A 15,640-nucleotide genomic window follows, 5' to 3' on the forward strand; every position below is an offset into this window, starting at 1 on the left:
GCACCGTCTACACCAGCCCGCGCACGTCCCACAGCCACACGCCGTCGACGTAGGTGGCGGGGAAGCCGAGCAGCTGGTCCACGGTCAGCCGGAGAGTGTCGCCATTGTCGGTCGGCGGCAGCACCACCACATCGGCGCGCCAGTAGCGCAGATCCGCCAGCGCCTGCGCGCGAGTGGCGTCGTCCACCACCGGAACGGTGTTGGACCGCTGGGCCTTCATCAGCAGGCTGGCGGTGGGGCGATCGTCGGGGCCGTAGCGGCCCTTCTTGGACGCGCCGGTGGGGCCGACGAAATAGCCTCCGGCGAGCGGGAATTCGAAGCCGGAATTGACCTGCCACTGCAGTGCGCGGGCATCCGGCGGGGTCGGCGGCGGCGCGATCACCACCGAGCCGTGCGAAACGTATTGCCGCACCGTGCCATCGGTGAAGAAGGCCGGGGTGGCCGGGCGCTGCACCACCGGCAGGATGGTCGGGGTGAGCGGCAGCAGCGCGCAGGCCAGTGCGGCGAACAGGGCCAGTGGCCGCCAATCGGTCGCGGAGACCTTCCAGTAGTCCAGGGCGCGCTGGGTGGCCAGCGCCAGGATGACTGCGATGGCCGGGATCGCGGCCATGGTGAAGCGCGACTCCAGCACCGTGTCCAGCAGCGCCATGTTCTCGAAGTGCTTCCACGGCAGGCTGATTCCGGTGTTGTGCTTGCCGATCATCAGCACCGAGCCCAGCGACATCACCGAGAACGTCACGATCACCACCGCGGCGGCGCGCACCACCCGTTCGCGCCACATCAGCACGGTGGCCACCGCGACCACGATCCACAGCGGCCAGCCGAAGTAGGCGTTCTCCTCGGTGGGGTTGATCGCCACGTTCTGTCCGTGCGCGACCGTCCCGCCGAGGGATTCGGACGGGAACTGGAATAGCGCCTTGAGGTCGTTCTGCATCGTCCCGTGGTCGATCGACCGATAGGACTGCGGGCCGAAGAACTGCCACCACAGCGGAATCTCGGTGAGTCCCAGGGTGATCAGCGCGGCCAGCAGCACGGTCGGCGTGATGGCGCGCAGTTCGCGCAGGCCGGTGCGCGGGGTGTGCAGGTGATAGACCAGCGCGAACAGCCCGAAGGACAGGGCGAAGATGAGCAGCGGCTCCTCGCCGAGCGCGATCTGCAAGGCCACCAGCAGGCCCAGGATCACCGCGTCGCGATTGCGTCGCGCCTTGCGTATCTCACCGGCGGCGCTCGCGCGCTTGGCCATCCGGATGATCTGCAACGCCAGCAGCGGAAGCAGCGCCAGCACCACGAAATTCGGGTGCGCGTTGGCGTGCGAGATCATGGCGGGCGCGAAGCCGCAGAACAGACCGCCCACGGCCGCAGCGAATCTGGAGGTCACCACCTCGCGCGAGAACAGCCAGTACCAGGCGAAGGCGGTGCCGAACAGGCCCAGGGTGAGCACCAGCACGAAGGTCACCGTCGGGCCGAACAGCAGGGTGACCGGGGTGAGCGGCACGCCGACGCCGAACATGGCGGTATTGGCCATCATGTTCACGCCGTCGGGATAGTTCTGCAGCAGCGTGCCGAGGGGGTTCTCCAGGTGCGCGATATTGTGCGCGGTGACGGCGAAGAACCACTCCCACATGGTCTGGTCCTGGCCGCTCTTGATCAGGTATCCGCGACCGGGGTGCAGCCACTGGCCCGACAACACCAGCACCGCGAGCGACAGATATGCCGTCGCCACCAGTAGATCGGTGCGGGCGAGCCGGGCACGCCGCAGCGCCCGCCGCGGTCGAGTGAGCTTGGGGCGACCCGTATCCGGCGCGGGACGGTCGAGAACCGTTACCGCCGAACCGTTGTCAACCCCCCGGTCGAATACCCGCCCCTGTGCCACGCGCTGACTCCTTGATGCCTTGCAAATCAGCGGCCCACGCTACCGGGTTCGGCTGAGATTGCACTGGCAAGTCGCGTGGTTATCCACAGAAACCGGTGCCTATCCACAGAAATCGACCGTTTTCTGTGGATAAGTGATGCTTGTCTCGTTCTTTTGTTCAGACACGCACCACGAGGGTGAACGGGCCGATGACCGTGGTGCGGTAGCGCGCGTCATCGAACAGGGACTTGGGGATTGCCACTGTGATTCGCTTCACATTCGGGTCGTTCGGGTACACGTCCTGCGACAGGCGCAGCGTGTAGTCGTCACCGGAACTGCGGAACAGGAACGCGTCCGGAGCCCGCCAGCGGCAGTGGTTGAGCGCGTCGGCGAGTTCATCGGGGGTCTTGAACGTGCCCCAGCGCTGGATCTCGGCCGTGCGGGCCGCGAAGTCGGCCAGTGGATTCGCGTAATGCGAAGTGAGAGCCTGGAATCCGTAGTACGGGTAGACCGCCAGGAAACTGGTGTCGGCCGTGAGAACCACGGTGTGATCGCGCGGCCGCCCGGTCTGCTCCAGCAGTTTCGCGTCGATCTCGCGGTAGTTCGCCACCGCCGACGGGTTGCGCTGATCCGCGCGCGCACCATTGCCGTCGGTATCGGTGTAGGCCGTGGTGATCTCGGCCGCCAGGACATTCGGAATGCCCTGGCTGAACCCGATGGCCCCGGCCAGAGCCACTGCCGCCGCGGCCAACCGGAACCGGCCCGGCTCGCTCAGTGCCTGGTAGACGGCCCGCGCGCCCTCGGCGAAGGCGAACACGCCCGCCGCCGACAACAGTGCCATCAGCGGGGCCTCGAGCCGGAACGACAGCAGCGTGGTCCCCGCCGCCGTCGCCGCCATGGACAGCAGACACCACAGGTAGATGGCGACCACGCCGATCCCCAACGCTTGCGCGCGGCGCGAGCTCGCGGCCCGCAGCACCAGCCAGACGGTCCCGGCCAGGCACAGCAGGCCGAGCAGGTCGAAGTGGGTCATGGGCAACGGCAGCCGCGAACCCGACTCCGGCAGATAGTGGAAGGCCGACCCGGACCCCAGAGATGCCTTGCCGGACAGGAACTTCAGCAGGAACGGCGTCCATACGGTCAGCGCCAGTACGCCCGCGACCACGCCGATCCCGATGAGCCGCACCAGGATCGGCACCAGGGCTCGCCAGCTGCGTCGGGCACGCAGCGCGAATCCCGCTGCGATCAGGGCCATCAGGCACACCGCGAACACGGCGACCACGAAGTACAGGCTGTAGAAGGTGGCAGCCAGCCCGAGGAACAGTCCGGCCCCGATGACCGCGCCCCAGCCCCCGGCGGTGTGCTCGACTGTGCCTTCCGTGGTGTTGTCGGCTGGGCCCTCGGCGGGCCGGTGCAGCGCACCCCACGCCAGCAGCAGGGCCGGTCCGAGGAGCAGCGTGAGCACCGCGCTGTACGCCTCCGGCGCACCGTAGGCCAGCGTCACCGCCGTCGTCGCCGCGGCCACCGCCACCGCCCAATCGGCGCGAATCAGCTTGGACCACAACACCAGCGCGATGGCGGCCGCCACCGCCAGCCCGATGATCGCGTACGGCTTGAACGCCTCCCACCCGGCCATCCCGGTCAGACTCGCGAACCGCCCGCCGATCCAGAACCACCCCGCCGGATAGAACGGCGGCAGATCGACGTAGTTCATATCGTGCAACGCCGCACTGTCGGTCAGCCGCGTCAAATACTGCGTCCGGAACTCCTGATCCACCGACATCCCGAACAGATACAACTTGGTCGCCGCCAACGGCATCCCCAACGTCACCGTCACGAACGCCGAAATCCCACCCCACGAAAGCAGTTTCGTCAGCCACCCCCACTTCCGCAGCCGCAGCAGCACGACCGCCGCGACCAGCATGACCAGCGCCACCACCTGCCCCACGGTGGTCAGCGACCGAGTCACATTGGACGAGTTGAACGCGGGCCAGTGCACGGTCGAAAACGCCTTCAGCCCGATCGCGGCCACGACCCCCGCGACCACCGCCGCGAGCACCGCCTCACCGATAGCCCCACCGGCCTGCCGCGCCAGCAGCGTCACTCGCTCGCTCATCCGCACCCTGCCTCCGCATTCGTGTCCTGGACCGCGCGCCAGCCTAGTCACCGGCCCCGCGTCGAACACGACACCGGGGCCGCACCCGGCAACAGCCCCTCGACGGACCCCGGATCCGGTTGCGGTCGGACGCCCGCTGACCGGGTCGCGAGGTGCGGGACCGGGTAGGAGGGTCCGTGCGGCCGGTAGCCTTTCGAGATGATCGACAGGCCCCGGCGCGAGGTTCTCCCGACCGGATCGAGCGATTCGGAGCGAGCCGCAGCGACTCACGGTCGCCCCGCACCGGGATCGGCCCGCGAATGAGTGGTCCGCGAGTGCTGGTAACAGGGGCTGGCGGGTACCTCGGCGGAGCGGTTGTCCGTGCCTTGAACGCGGCTGGTTACCGACCGATCGCCATGGTCCGGCCGGGCGGAGCGGAAGTCCCCGGCGCGGAGTGCACTCTTGCCGCCGACCTGCTCGACCCCAGGGAACTGCGCCAAGCCGTCGTCGGGGTCGATGCGGTCTGCCATCTGGCCGGACTGACCCGAGCGCGCGAGTCGTTCGACGACCCGCTGCGGTATTTCCGGGTCAATGTCGGCGGCACCATCGCCCTGCTCGAGGCCATGGCCGCGGCAGGCGTGACCGGCTTGGTGTACTCCTCGACCTGCGCTGTCTACGGGTCGCCGGAGCGGCAGCCGATGACCGAGGACCTGCCCGTCGCGCCGCCGCATCCCTACGCGAGCAGCAAGGTGGCGGCCGAAGCGGTGGTCGAGGCCCAAGCCCGCAGCGGTGCCCTCGTCGCGACCGTTCTGCGCCTGCCGAATCTGGCCGGAGGCGACGACCGGGACCCGACCCGTCTAATTCCCCGGGTACTCGCCGCCGCACGGACACAGACGCCGCTGGGGGTGAACGGGGACGGCAGTGCGGTGCGCGATTACTTGCACGTGGATGATGCGGCCGCCGCGTTCGTCGTGGCCGTGCACCGGCTCCCGGAGCCGGGCGGTTTCGCGCGCTACAACCTCGGAAGTGGGCGCGGCACGAGCATTCTCGATGTGGTGGCCGCCGTCGAGCGGGTCACCGGCCTGCGGGTTCCGTTGACGCACAATCCACCTGCGCCCGAACCCGCCACCCTCGTCGTCGACGCCGCCAAGGCTGCGGCCGAGCTCGGCTGGCAGCCGAAGCTTTCCGAGCTCGACGCCATCATCAGGTCCCTCGGATAACGACAACGCTGCCCCCGGTTGAACCGGGGGCAGCGCTGGTCTGTCGGGGTTTCAGGGGTTTACCCCTGAGAGCTAGATCGGCAGCTTGCGGAAGATCGGGCGCGGGACGTGGCGCAGGATCATCATCACGAAGCGGAAAGTGCCCGGGGCCCAGACGATTTCCTTGCCCTTTTCGGAGGCGGCGACCGCGAGGAGGGCGACGTCCTCCTTGTTGACCGTGAGCCCGTTCTCCTTGGCGTGCGCGGACAGCTTGGTGCGCACCATGCCCGGGCGGATGACGGTGACGCGCGGGCCGAACTTGGCCAGCGCCTCGCCGAGGCCCAGGTAGAAGCCGTCGAGACCGGCCTTGGTGGAGCCGTAGACGAAGTTGAAGCGGCGCACCCGCTCACCGGCGACCGAGGACATGGCCAGGATGCGGCCGAAGCCCTGCGCCTTCATCTTCTCGCCGAGCAGCACACCCACGGAAACCGCGGCGGTGTAGTTGATCTCGGCCATCATGACGGCCTTGCGCTGGTCCTGCCAGAAGATCTCGCCGTCGCCGTCGATGCCGAACGCGACCACGGCGACGTCCACATCGCCGCCGGCCCAGGCCGCGTCGATGACGGCCGGGTGGCTCTCGGTCTCGAGCGCGTCGAAGTCGATGACCTGCACCTCGGAAGCCCCGGCGGCCTTCATCTGCTGCACCGAGTCCTCACGCAGCGGATCACCCGGCAGCGCGGCCAGGATGATGCGCATGGGGCCCTTCTTCAGGTACTCGGCGCAAATCGCCAAGCCGATCTCCGAGGTGCCGCCCAGCAGCAGAATGGACTGCGGGTTCCCTACCGCATTGATCACTGAAGCTCCAGCCTTCTCGCCATATCGGACATGAAAACGCCTGTGGGGTCCACACTTCGGCGGATCTTGATCCACTCGTCGATCCGCGGGTACATCTTGTGGAAGGTCTCCGCGTCGGTGCGCGAATCCTTGGCAGTGTAGAGGCGACCGCCGAATTCCAGGACGCGCCGGTCCAGTTCGCGCACGAACTCGTTGAGGCCGGGCCGCACCGGGAAGTCGACGCAGATGTTCCAGCCCTCCATGGGGAAGCTCAGCGGCGCCGGATTGCCCGGGCCGAAGAACTTCAGCACATTGAGCGCCGTGTAATGACCCGAACGCTGGATATCCACAATGATCTTGGTGAATTCGTCCAGCGCCTCGGGCGGCAGCACGAACTGGTACTGGATGAATCCGGGCGAACCGTAGGCCCGATTCCACTCCGAGACCACGTCGAGCATGTGGTAGAACTGCGTCAAGTTCATGATCTTGCCGGTGTAATTGCCGCCGAGCGCGTAGTACGCCTCGCCGACCATCCCCAGCGTGAACTTGTTGACCGCGAAGGTCGGGAAGATATCCGGCACCGTCAGCAGATTCGGTGCGTCGAATTTCAGCGGGTTCTTGCGCAGCTTCTTGGGCAGCTCATCGAGTTTCGCCAGCCGGCCGCGAGACACGTTGGCGCGTCCCAGCTTCGGCGGCGCGCTGATGGCGTCGAACCAGGTGGAGGAGTACGTGTAGTTCTCCTCGGACCCGTCCTTGTGGACCGCGATGGTCTCGTCCAGCGTGGTGGTCTTGATGCCGTCGGAGATGAAGTACGCCGTCTCGGTCGGGGTCATCTCGATGGTGGCGCGCAGGATGATGCCGGTCAGGCCGTTGCCACCGACGGTGGCCCAGAACAGCTTCGCGTTCTTCTTCGGCCCGATGGTCTGCACCTTGCCGTCGGCGGTGAGCAGATCCAGCGAGCGCACGTGATTGCCGAAGCTGCCCGCGCTGTGGTGGTTCTTGCCGTGGATATCGGAGCCGATGGCCCCGCCCACGGTCACCTGCCGGGTGCCCGGCAGCACCGGAACCCACAGGCCGAACGGCAGCGCCGCCTTCATCAGCTGGTCGAGGGACACGCCCGCGTCCACGTCCACCAGCCGGGAGTCCCGGTCGATGCGGTGGATGCGGTTGAGCGCGGTCATGTCGACGACCAGGCCGCCGGCGTTCTGCGCGTGGTCACCGTAGGAGCGGCCCAGGCCGCGGGCGATGACGCCGCGACGCAGGTGCGCGGGCTTCGAGTCGTTGTCCTCCGCGACCATGGCGACCGCCTTGGCGATCAACTCCGGGTCATTGGTGGAGAGCACTTCCGAGGTGGTGGCTGCGGTGCGACCCCAACCGGTCAGGCGGCGGGTCTGCGTCGGCAGGTCGAACGAACCCTGCGCCGAAGTGCCCTCTGTGTCTTTGCCTACGACGGGGCTCTCGTCCGCTGAGCTGGGCTCGGCGGCGGCCGCGTCGGTGGTCTGAGCTTTCGTGGACATCGGCATAGAGGCTACAGGCATAACCGTCTCGAGGCTTGTGTCCTTTGTCCCGGGCATTACTCTTCTGCTTTGTGACCGCGGAACCCCATCTGCCCCTGCCGCCCGAGCTGCCCCTCGTCGACGAACCGGGTGGTACGGACGTTGATCTCAAGACGCAGATCATTCGATTCGCGGTCACCGGCGGGCTGTCGGCGATCGTCGACTTCGGCCTGTACACGCTGCTGTTCAAACTGGTCGGATTGCCGCTGCCGGTGGCCAAGTCGATCAGCTTCATCGCGGGCACGACCACCGCGTACCTGATCAATCGACGCTGGACCTTCAAGGCCGAGCCGAGCCGCAAACGCTTCATCGCGGTCATCGCGCTCTACGCGGTGACCTTCGCCTTGCAGGTCGGCATCAACCAGGTCTGCTACTACGCGCTGCCCGACGCCTGGTGGCGGATCTTCTTCGCGTTCTGCGTCGCGCAGGGCACCGCGACCGTGATCAACTTCATCGTCCAGCGGGCCGTGATCTTCAAGATCCACTAGGCGGCGGCGCCCGCTAGGAGTCGACGAGGGCGTTGTTCTCTTCCTTGGCCCGGAAGTAGTCGCCGCCCTTCGCGCGCATATTGTCGGTGCCCCACTGCCGGGCTTCGCGCTGCGCCGGAACCAGGTGCGGAATGTGCTTGCGGCAGTGGATGTAGGCCTCCTCCACATCGACCACCACCCAGCGTTCCGGTATCCGCCCGCGCTGTTCGGCGGGCAGGTCGGGGACGCAGCGGCGCATGAGGGCGTCGTCGACGATGCGCGCGGTGCCGTTGAGGTGCAGGCCGATGAGATCGTGCACGAAATCGATCATGAGAATGCCCACGTGGGGGTTTTCTAGAATGTTGCCGAGGCTGGCCATGACGCCATTGCCGCGGTATTCCGGATAGGCCACGGTGTGATCGTCGATCACATGCAGGAAGCCGGGCTTGCCGGCGCGGAAGCTGGAATCGCATTCTCCGTGCTTGTCGGAGGTCGCGATGAAGGCCATATCCATCCGGCCGATGAAATCGATCATGTGGGTATTGAGGCGATCCCGCACCTGATCGTCGTAGAAGCGCTGCGCCCGCTCCTCGCTACCGTAGCGCTCTTGCAGTTCCCGTTCGCCGTCGCTGCCGTTTCTGATACCGGGCATCGCGGGTCCCCTTTGGTAGCTGAATACCGGATAGAAGAGGCTCGGCCACGAACTACGGCCAGCCGAAATCCTATACGGTTTAACTATTTTCGTGTGGCGAATGCGTGAACCGGCGTATCTGCCCTGGTAGGACTTCCTCGACTGCGGCCGGACAAACGCTCCCGAGCGAGGATCCTCCCGGACGGAAGGGCTCACAAGAGTCGTTTGTCCCTTAACTGGGGGGATGCTGACCGTGGTTTCGGGGCTCGGGTCTGCGAGATCCCCAGGGGGCGCGGGGATTTCGCATTCCTGATTTGTCCATTTTGCAGAGTTTCGGGGTGCATTCTCCGTATGTCATCCCCCTAGCTGAGGTCGATCTTCGGTACACGAAACATAAATACCGAAAGGTCTATCTACGCGCCTTGCGCTCCAACCCCATTCGATCCAGCACCGTCACCGCGCCCCGACCCAGCCGCACCACGCCCTGATCCTCCAGCTCCCGCAGCACCTTGTTGGCGGTTGCCCGGGTGGTGCCGGCCATCGACGCCAGATCCTCCTGCGTCAGCTTGATCACCGCCGGTGCGCCCGCGCCGTCCCCGTACGCCGTCGCGAGATAGGCCAACCGGCGCAGCACCCGCGTCTCCACCGGCAGGTACAGCGCCTCCAGCACCGCCGCCGACAACCGCCGCACCTGCGCCGCCAGCGATGTGGTGAGAAACCGCTCCACCTGCGGATGTTCGCTCCGCAGCCGCTCGAGCTGGGCCCGGTTCAGGGTCAGCGTCTGCGCGTCGGTGACGGCCACGATGGTCGCGGTGCGCCGCGCCTCCGGGCTCAGCAGCGCCTGCTCGCCGAACATCTCCCCGGGCCCGAGCACGGTGAGGGTGGCGGTGTGCCCGAGCGGCGTGGTGACGCGCACGATCAGCCGCCCGCTCACGATCAGATGCACGCAGTCACCGGGATCGCCCTCGTGGCAGACGATGTCACGACGCCGGAACCGGCGCGGTGTGCACGCCGCGACGAACTCGCGCCGCTCCTGCGGCGAAAGCCCGTCCAGCAGTTCGAATTCCGTCACGCACGGCCCTGTTGTCGTGTCACGCTCGGCCCTCCGGTCGTGTCACGCACGGCTCAGCGTGACCGGTACCCCATTGAACACGGCATTGCCGGAGGGTGCGTCGACCAGCGAATCATCGGTCAGCGCATTGGCGTTCACCCCGGCATGGGTTCGCGCCACCGCCTGCGTGCTGTCCGCGTGTCCCCAGCCGTGCGGCAGGCTCACCACCCCGGGCATGATGTCGTCGGTCGGCTCGACCTCGACGGTCACCGTCCCCGCCGCGGACTTCACCACGGCCAGCCCGTTCAACCCCAACCGCGCCGCATCCTCCGGATTGATGTGCAGCGTGCACCGATTCGACCCGCCCATCAACGGCCCCACATTGTGCAGCCAGCTGTTGTTCGACCGCAGCTGCCGCCGCCCCACCAGCACCATCTCCGGCTGCTCGGCCCCCAGCCGCCCTCGCAGCCGCTCCAGATCGGCCAGCATCTCGGCGGGCGCCAACTCCACCTTGCGGGAGGCGGTGCGCAGTACACCGGGCAGCCGGGACTCCAGCGGTCCCAGATCGATTCCGTGCGGATTGTCCAGCAGCACTCGCAGATTCAGCTTCCCGCGCCATTCGGAAGTCTCGTCCGGCTGGGTGGCCCACTCGCCGAAGGGGCCGAGGCGCAACATCATGTCCAAGCGTTGTTCGGTCGTGTTGTCGCCCAGCAACTCTCCGCGCCGGTCGGCCACGCCAGCCTTGTGCAGGGTGCCCGCGATGACGATCTCGTCGATCACCGTGAGCGGATCCAGGCCGGGTTGCGGCTCCTGATTGGAGATCGCCAGCGCGAGGCGGGCCATCACCTCGGCCTCCGACATCTCGTCCGGGCCCAGTGGCACCAGGGGGCGCGAGTAGCGGGCGTAGTTGTGGACGGCGAAGTTGAGCAGCGCGAAATCGTAGTGCGGGGACTGCAGGATGCGCGGCGGCGGCAGGATGACGTCGGCGTGGCGGGTGGTCTCGTTGAGGTAGCGGTCGACGCTGACCATGAACTCCAGGCCCGCGAAGGCGGCGTCCAGCCGCGCGCCGCTGGGGGCCGACAGCACCGGATTGCCCGCCACGGTCACCATGGCCCGGATCTGCCCGGTACCGGGGGTGAGGATCTCGTCGGCCAGCGTCGCCACCGGCAATTCGCCCATGGCCTCGGGCAATCCCCGCACCCGGCTGCCCCAGCGCGCGGTCCGGAAGGGCCGCGACCGCACGATGCCCAGCGCCGCCCCGGTGGCGAACATGGCCCCGCCGGGGGAGTCCAGATTGCCGGTGAGCACATTGATCACATCCACCAGCCACTGCGTGAGCGTCCCGAATTCGGCCGTGCAGGTGCCGATCCGGGCGTAGACGGCGGCCGTCGGCGCGGCGGCCAGCTCGCGCGCGATCCGCACGATGGTCTCCGCGGGCACCCCGCTGCGCGCGGCCGCCAGTTCCGGCGTGAAATCGGCCGCGGCGGCCCGGATCTCGTCCAGCCCGTTGGCCTCGACGCGCAACTCGGCGAGATTCTCCGCGAACAGCGTGTGCACGATGCCGAACAGCAGGTAGGCGTCGCTGCCGGGCCGTACGAACAGATGCTCGTCGGCCAGCTTGGCGGTGCGGGTGCGCCGCGGATCCACCACCACCAGCCGCCCGCCGCGTTTGCGCAGCGCCTTGAGGCGGCCCGGGAAATCCGGTGCGGTGCACAGGGACCCGTTGGATTCCAGCGGGTTCGCGCCCAGCATCAGCAGATAGTCGGTGCGGTCCAGATCGGGAACCGCGACGGTGAGTGGATCGCCGAACATGAGCCCGCTCGACACCTGCTTGGGCATCTGGTCGGCGGTGCTGGCCGAGAACAGGCTGCGGGTGCCCAGCGCCCGGATCAGCAGCGGCACGTACAGTGCCCCGGCGACGGTGTGCGCGTTCGGATTGCCCAGGTACAGCCCGATCGCCTGGTTGCCGAACTCCGCGGACACCCGCGGCAGCCGCTCCCGGATCACCTCGAACGCCTCGTCCCAGCTCACCGCCCGCCAGCTATCGGTGGCGCGATCGCGAATCATGGGCGCGGTCAGCCGATCCGGATCGGAGTCCAGGTGTCCGAGGGTCGCGCCCTTGGGGCAGATGAACCCCTTGCTGAAGGGGTCGGCGTGATCACCGCGCACCGCGGCGATGCGGTCCTCGCTGTCCAGTGTGAGCTCGAGGCCGCACACGGCCTCGCAGAGCGGGCAGGTGCGCAGCAGTGGCAGCGATGTCCGGGGGCTGTCCGTGACGTGGGTCATACCCAATGATCGCCCGCGACCCCGCCCGGCGAAACACCTGAACACGCCGAATCGCCTCGGGGGGACGCGCGCGGCCTTGTGGGGGACTCACACAGCCGAGGGACCGAAATGTTGGAGGGTCACACCATCGGTGAAAGGCCTTGCGGTTGGCAGGATCTGAGCATATCGGCGCGAGTCCCGAGATTCCTCTTCCCGTCGCAATGACGAGGCGTTATGTCCGCTCTCTCTGAATTTGCAACGTTTGTACCCGGATACGGCGAAACCCGCGAGCGCCGGGGTGCACTCGCGGGTTTCGCGTCGATATTCGAGCCGGTGTCAGGAGGCGATACGAGCCGCCTGCGGAGCGCCCTTGGCGGCCGCGCGGACCGCGGCGGCGATGGCGACGACCGGCGGGAGCCAGCGGGCCTCGTGCGGGGCGACGCCCCAGCAGGCCGCACCGGCGGACAGCTTGCTCGGCGGCAGCGGAATGCCCGCGCCGTCGGTGTAGACGACCACGCCCGCGGCCCGCAGCGCCTCGATGGCGCGCTCGGCCTTGCGCAGTCCGGTCACCAGGTGGATCTCGCGGCGCTCGGCGCCCGGGATCTCGATGACCGGCCCGGTCAGATCATTGGCGCGCAGGTAGCGGCGCACGAAGGCGGCGGTGTCGCCGGTGACCTCGATGCCCGATACCTCGTCGTCGGTGACCAGGCAGATGCCATTGGCGGTTTCGGCGACCGTCCAGCCGCGCTGGATGTAGTCCTGCGCTGATTCTGCAACGGCTGACGAAAACGTCGTACGCACTGGTTTCTCCATTCCCCGGTAGATCTAGTTCCTGCTCTGTGCGACGTATCGGCGGGAGGTGTCCGGGTCGTTACACACCCTTTTTCACCAACGGTCCGGTTCTGTCTCAGAACGTCCTATGTCCGGTCTGTTTTGACCCTTTAGTGACATTGACGTAGAAGCGACCTCCCGTGCCCCCGGCGGTCCTGCCAGCGCCAACGCCTCCCGAGGCGCCGGCGGCGTGTACGAACCCCCATGCCGGGCAACACTGTGACGTGTTCTACAACACACTGTCTCGGCCTGTGCCGCCCCGGCGTTACGGGCGACACTGGATCCGCCGAAAAGGTCTGCGGGAGAGGAGATCGTCGGCATGGCCGATCAATCGGGCGGGAACACAGCCGAACTCGAGGAATTCGAGGAGTTCGACGAGATCATCACCGAGGGCCGCTGGGCCGCCTTCAAGGACTCCGCGACCCGCCGCATGTCCCGGCGCATCGCCGAGGAGGAAGAGGCCGAGGAACCGGTCGAACCCTTCGCCAGCCCAAGCGCTTTCGGCTCCTGGAGCGTGGACGCCGCGCGCGCCTTGCTGGACCTGCAATTCCATCGCGCCGCCACCCGCACCCTGCTGCCGCTGGCCTATCTGCTCGGCCTGGCGGGCGCGGTCGCCATCCCCGTGGTGGGAACCATCGGGCTGTGGCGGGTTTCGGCCTGGCTGGGCATTGTTTTCGGCGTTTTCTTCGCGATTCCGCTGGGCCTGGTGATCGCCGCGACCGTGCGCCTGCTGCTGGAGTTCGTGCTCAACGCGTCCCGGCTGGCGGGACGGGTCTCGCACATCGCGGACATGGCCGACGATCTTTTCCAGGCGCTGTCGGACGTGGCCGAACCGGTCAACCAGCTTTCGAAAGACGTTCAGGCCGTGCAGTTCTGGCGCTTCCGCAAGCGCTCGCCCAGGAAGTAACCTGGAGAAAGGTCGATATCCTAACCATCCGGCCGCGTCCCGCGTCCATGGATCGCTGAGTTTTCCTGTGCAACAATGCGATCGCAACACTGGTATAGGGGGACGAATGGCTCTACCGCAGGGGATTACCGGATCGACCGTGCCGCGTCGGCAGCTCGGACGACACCTGCGCGACCTGCGTAATCGCGCGCGCATGACCACCCGGGTGGCGGCGCAGCGATTGGAATGGTCCGAGGCCAAGATCTGGCGCATCGAAACCGGTCAGACCTCATTGCGCAGCCTGGATGTCGAGGCCATGTGCCGCATCTACGGTGCGCCCGAGGACGCCATCGAACCGCTCACCTCGCTGGCCCGCGAAACCAAGGCCCGCGGCTGGTGGACCGAGTTCGGTGATGTGATCGACGAGGGCTACGAGGTCTACATCGGCCTCGAGGAGGCCGCGAGCCGACTCACCAGCTACGAGAACGAGTTGGTCCCAGGGCTTTTGCAGACCGAGCAGTACTACCGGGCGGTGCTGGCGGGAGCCTACCCGGGCATCTCACCCGAGCAGCTCGACCGACGAGTGCGAGTGCGCACCGCGCGGCAGTCGCTGCTCACCCGGGCCGACTCGCCGCTGCACCTGGACGTGGTGATCGCGGAAGCGGTGCTGTGGCACCGCATCGGCGGTGACGAGGTCACCCGCGGTCAGCTGGATCGGCTCCGCAAGCTCGCCGAGCTGCCCAATGTCCGGCTGCGCCTGCTGCCGGTGGAGTGCGGCTATCACCACGGCATGGACGCAGGCCGCTTCGTCCTGCTCGAATTCCCCACCGCCGCAGGCGAACCCACCGAACCGCCGGTGGTGTACGTGGAGACCCTCACCGGCTCCTCCTACCTCGACAAGGAACCCGAGGTGGAGCGCTACCGGGAGGCCATCGCGGCGGTGAATTCCCTTGCCGTGGAGGCACTCCCGGTGATCGAGACGCTGCGCGCGGCGGTCTAGCCGGGGAACTGTTCCGGAGGCTCAGCCAGGTTCTGGGCCAGCACCTCGCGGTGCGTGGGCGCGGCCTGTCGATGCAGTTCGCGCCCTTTTTCCGTCACGCAGACGAAGATCGCGCGCCGATCCTCGGTGCACAGCGTGCGATCCACCAGTCCGTCGCGCTCGAGCCGCGCCACCGTGCGCGAGAGCGCGCTCTGACTGAGGTAGATGTCATTGGCCAGGTCGGCCATCTTGCAGCTGTCGCTGCCGGTTTCGACGAGGCGGTCGAGGGTTTCGAATTCGCTGAGCCCGATGTGGTGGCGGCCTTGCAGTTCTTTTTCCAGAGCGCACGAGGTCGTCGCGTGCCGGGCCAGCAGATCACGCCATTGATCCACGAGTCCCGCTGGTTGCGTCTGTGCGAGCGACGTCACCGCGGGCCGTTCGACAGACGTTGTCGGCTTCGGCATGCGGCCATCCTAGTCCCGGCGACCAAAGCATGCAACCGCATTAAATGCTTGTGCAATTGATGCGTGCGCATGTACTGTCCACTCTCGTGACTTCCACCGAGATCCGCCCCGCAGTGAGCAACGCGGCCGATTCCACGAAATGGACCGGCCGGCTCTGGGGCATGCTCATCACCCTGTGCATCGTGCTGTTCCTCGACGGCCTCGACGTGTCGATGATCGGCGTCGCGCTCCCCTCCATCGGTACCGAACTCCACATCCAGACCTCCACCCTGCAGTGGCTGGTCAGCGGTTATGTCCTCGGCTACGGCGGCCTGCTGCTGCTGGGCGGCCGCACCGCCGACCTGCTGGGCCGTCGCAAGGTCTTCCTGATCGCCCTGGGCGTCTTCGCCTTGGCTTCTCTCGCAGGCGCTTTGGTGAGCTCGCCCGCCCTGCTGATCCTGACCCGCTTCATCAAGGGCCTGGCCGCCGCGTTCACCGCGCCCACCGGCCTGTCCATCATCACCACGAATTTCCAAGAGGGACCGGCCCGT

General features: G+C 67.3%; 14 protein-coding genes. 5 read left to right on the top strand and 9 right to left on the bottom strand.

Translation table 11 applies throughout. From position 1 onward, the window contains the following. Positions 1–7 precede the first annotated feature (7 nt). Positions 8–1,873, bottom strand: coding sequence for a glycosyl transferase (locus ACWELQ_RS04590; RefSeq protein WP_452395646.1), 1,866 nt, complete (start codon positions 1,871–1,873; stop codon positions 8–10). A 157-nt stretch (positions 1,874–2,030) separates the two neighbouring features. Next, positions 2,031–3,968, bottom strand: a complete 1,938-nt coding sequence (locus tag ACWELQ_RS04595; RefSeq protein ID WP_452395647.1) for a galactan 5-O-arabinofuranosyltransferase — start codon at positions 3,966–3,968, stop codon at positions 2,031–2,033. Between the two features lie 299 nt (positions 3,969–4,267). Between ACWELQ_RS04595 and ACWELQ_RS04600 the strand changes: the two genes are divergently transcribed. After that, a complete protein-coding gene (locus tag ACWELQ_RS04600; RefSeq protein WP_452395648.1) occupies positions 4,268–5,167 on the top strand; it encodes an NAD-dependent epimerase/dehydratase family protein in 900 nt (299 codons plus the stop codon). Positions 5,168–5,239: 72 nt separating this feature from the next. Here ACWELQ_RS04600 and ACWELQ_RS04605 read toward each other — a convergent pair whose 3' ends face one another. Then, positions 5,240–6,001 carry a decaprenylphospho-beta-D-erythro-pentofuranosid-2-ulose 2-reductase gene (locus tag ACWELQ_RS04605; RefSeq protein ID WP_452395649.1) on the bottom strand — a complete coding sequence of 254 codons (762 nt, stop codon included), beginning with the start codon at positions 5,999–6,001 and terminating at the stop codon, positions 5,240–5,242. Continuing rightward, on the bottom strand, positions 5,998–7,497 hold the full coding sequence (locus ACWELQ_RS04610) for an FAD-binding protein (RefSeq protein ID WP_452395650.1): 1,500 nt from the start codon (positions 7,495–7,497) through the stop codon (positions 5,998–6,000). The genes ACWELQ_RS04605 and ACWELQ_RS04610 overlap by 4 nt, the downstream gene beginning before the upstream one ends. Before the next feature lie 71 nt (positions 7,498–7,568). Between ACWELQ_RS04610 and ACWELQ_RS04615 the strand changes: the two genes are divergently transcribed. Continuing rightward, complete coding sequence (locus tag ACWELQ_RS04615; protein WP_452395651.1) at positions 7,569–8,024, top strand: GtrA family protein; 456 nt, start codon at positions 7,569–7,571, stop codon at positions 8,022–8,024. A 13-nt stretch (positions 8,025–8,037) separates the two neighbouring features. Here ACWELQ_RS04615 and ACWELQ_RS04620 read toward each other — a convergent pair whose 3' ends face one another. The 4 genes from ACWELQ_RS04620 to ACWELQ_RS04635 form a co-directional block, all read right to left on the bottom strand. Beyond that, positions 8,038–8,655: a pyridoxamine 5'-phosphate oxidase family protein gene (locus ACWELQ_RS04620; protein ID WP_452395652.1), complete on the bottom strand. Its 618-nt coding sequence runs from the start codon at positions 8,653–8,655 to the stop codon at positions 8,038–8,040. A 388-nt stretch (positions 8,656–9,043) separates the two neighbouring features. Continuing rightward, the gene (locus ACWELQ_RS04625) at positions 9,044–9,706 is read right to left on the bottom strand and encodes a Crp/Fnr family transcriptional regulator (protein WP_452395653.1); all 663 of its coding nucleotides are present in this window, start codon (positions 9,704–9,706) and stop codon (positions 9,044–9,046) included. A gap of 42 nt (positions 9,707–9,748) precedes the next feature. Further along, positions 9,749–11,971, bottom strand: coding sequence for a molybdopterin-dependent oxidoreductase (locus tag ACWELQ_RS04630; RefSeq protein WP_452395654.1), 2,223 nt, complete (start codon positions 11,969–11,971; stop codon positions 9,749–9,751). A 315-nt stretch (positions 11,972–12,286) separates the two neighbouring features. Next, positions 12,287–12,763 (bottom strand): hypothetical protein, encoded by a 477-nt coding sequence (locus ACWELQ_RS04635; RefSeq protein ID WP_452395655.1) that lies wholly within the window; start codon positions 12,761–12,763, stop codon positions 12,287–12,289. Positions 12,764–13,100: 337 nt separating this feature from the next. Between ACWELQ_RS04635 and ACWELQ_RS04640 the strand changes: the two genes are divergently transcribed. Together ACWELQ_RS04640 and ACWELQ_RS04645 are read left to right on the top strand one after the other, a co-directional pair. Beyond that, positions 13,101–13,688 (top strand): DUF4282 domain-containing protein, encoded by a 588-nt coding sequence (locus ACWELQ_RS04640; RefSeq protein ID WP_452395656.1) that lies wholly within the window; start codon positions 13,101–13,103, stop codon positions 13,686–13,688. A 106-nt stretch (positions 13,689–13,794) separates the two neighbouring features. Further along, positions 13,795–14,667 (top strand): helix-turn-helix domain-containing protein, encoded by an 873-nt coding sequence (locus ACWELQ_RS04645; protein ID WP_452395657.1) that lies wholly within the window; start codon positions 13,795–13,797, stop codon positions 14,665–14,667. Here the strand turns inward: ACWELQ_RS04645 and ACWELQ_RS04650 are convergent. Beyond that, positions 14,664–15,110, bottom strand: a complete 447-nt coding sequence (locus ACWELQ_RS04650) for a MarR family transcriptional regulator (protein WP_452395658.1) — start codon at positions 15,108–15,110, stop codon at positions 14,664–14,666. The two genes, ACWELQ_RS04645 and ACWELQ_RS04650, sit on opposite strands and share 4 nt — an antisense overlap. 59 nt (positions 15,111–15,169) lie before the next feature. On the opposite strand from ACWELQ_RS04650, the gene ACWELQ_RS04655 reads away from it, so the two are divergent. Next, a partial coding sequence (locus ACWELQ_RS04655; RefSeq protein ID WP_452395659.1) for an MFS transporter occupies positions 15,170–15,640 on the top strand: 471 nt, incomplete at its 3' end.

The sequence above is a fragment of the Nocardia sp. NPDC004722 genome, assembly GCF_053601505.1.

Coding starts and splice junctions, on each gene's coding strand:
- ACWELQ_RS04595 (WP_452395647.1), bottom strand. CDS start 3,968: ATGAGCGAGCGAGTGACGCTGCTGGCGCGGCAGGCCGGTGGGGCTATC.
- ACWELQ_RS04600 (WP_452395648.1), top strand. CDS start 4,268: ATGAGTGGTCCGCGAGTGCTGGTAACAGGGGCTGGCGGGTACCTCGGC.
- ACWELQ_RS04610 (WP_452395650.1), bottom strand. CDS start 7,497: ATGTCCACGAAAGCTCAGACCACCGACGCGGCCGCCGCCGAGCCCAGC.
- ACWELQ_RS04620 (WP_452395652.1), bottom strand. CDS start 8,655: ATGCCCGGTATCAGAAACGGCAGCGACGGCGAACGGGAACTGCAAGAG.
- ACWELQ_RS04630 (WP_452395654.1), bottom strand. CDS start 11,971: ATGACCCACGTCACGGACAGCCCCCGGACATCGCTGCCACTGCTGCGC.
- ACWELQ_RS04635 (WP_452395655.1), bottom strand. CDS start 12,763: ATGGAGAAACCAGTGCGTACGACGTTTTCGTCAGCCGTTGCAGAATCA.
- ACWELQ_RS04640 (WP_452395656.1), top strand. CDS start 13,101: ATGGCCGATCAATCGGGCGGGAACACAGCCGAACTCGAGGAATTCGAG.
- ACWELQ_RS04645 (WP_452395657.1), top strand. CDS start 13,795: ATGGCTCTACCGCAGGGGATTACCGGATCGACCGTGCCGCGTCGGCAG.
- ACWELQ_RS04650 (WP_452395658.1), bottom strand. CDS start 15,110: ATGCCGAAGCCGACAACGTCTGTCGAACGGCCCGCGGTGACGTCGCTC.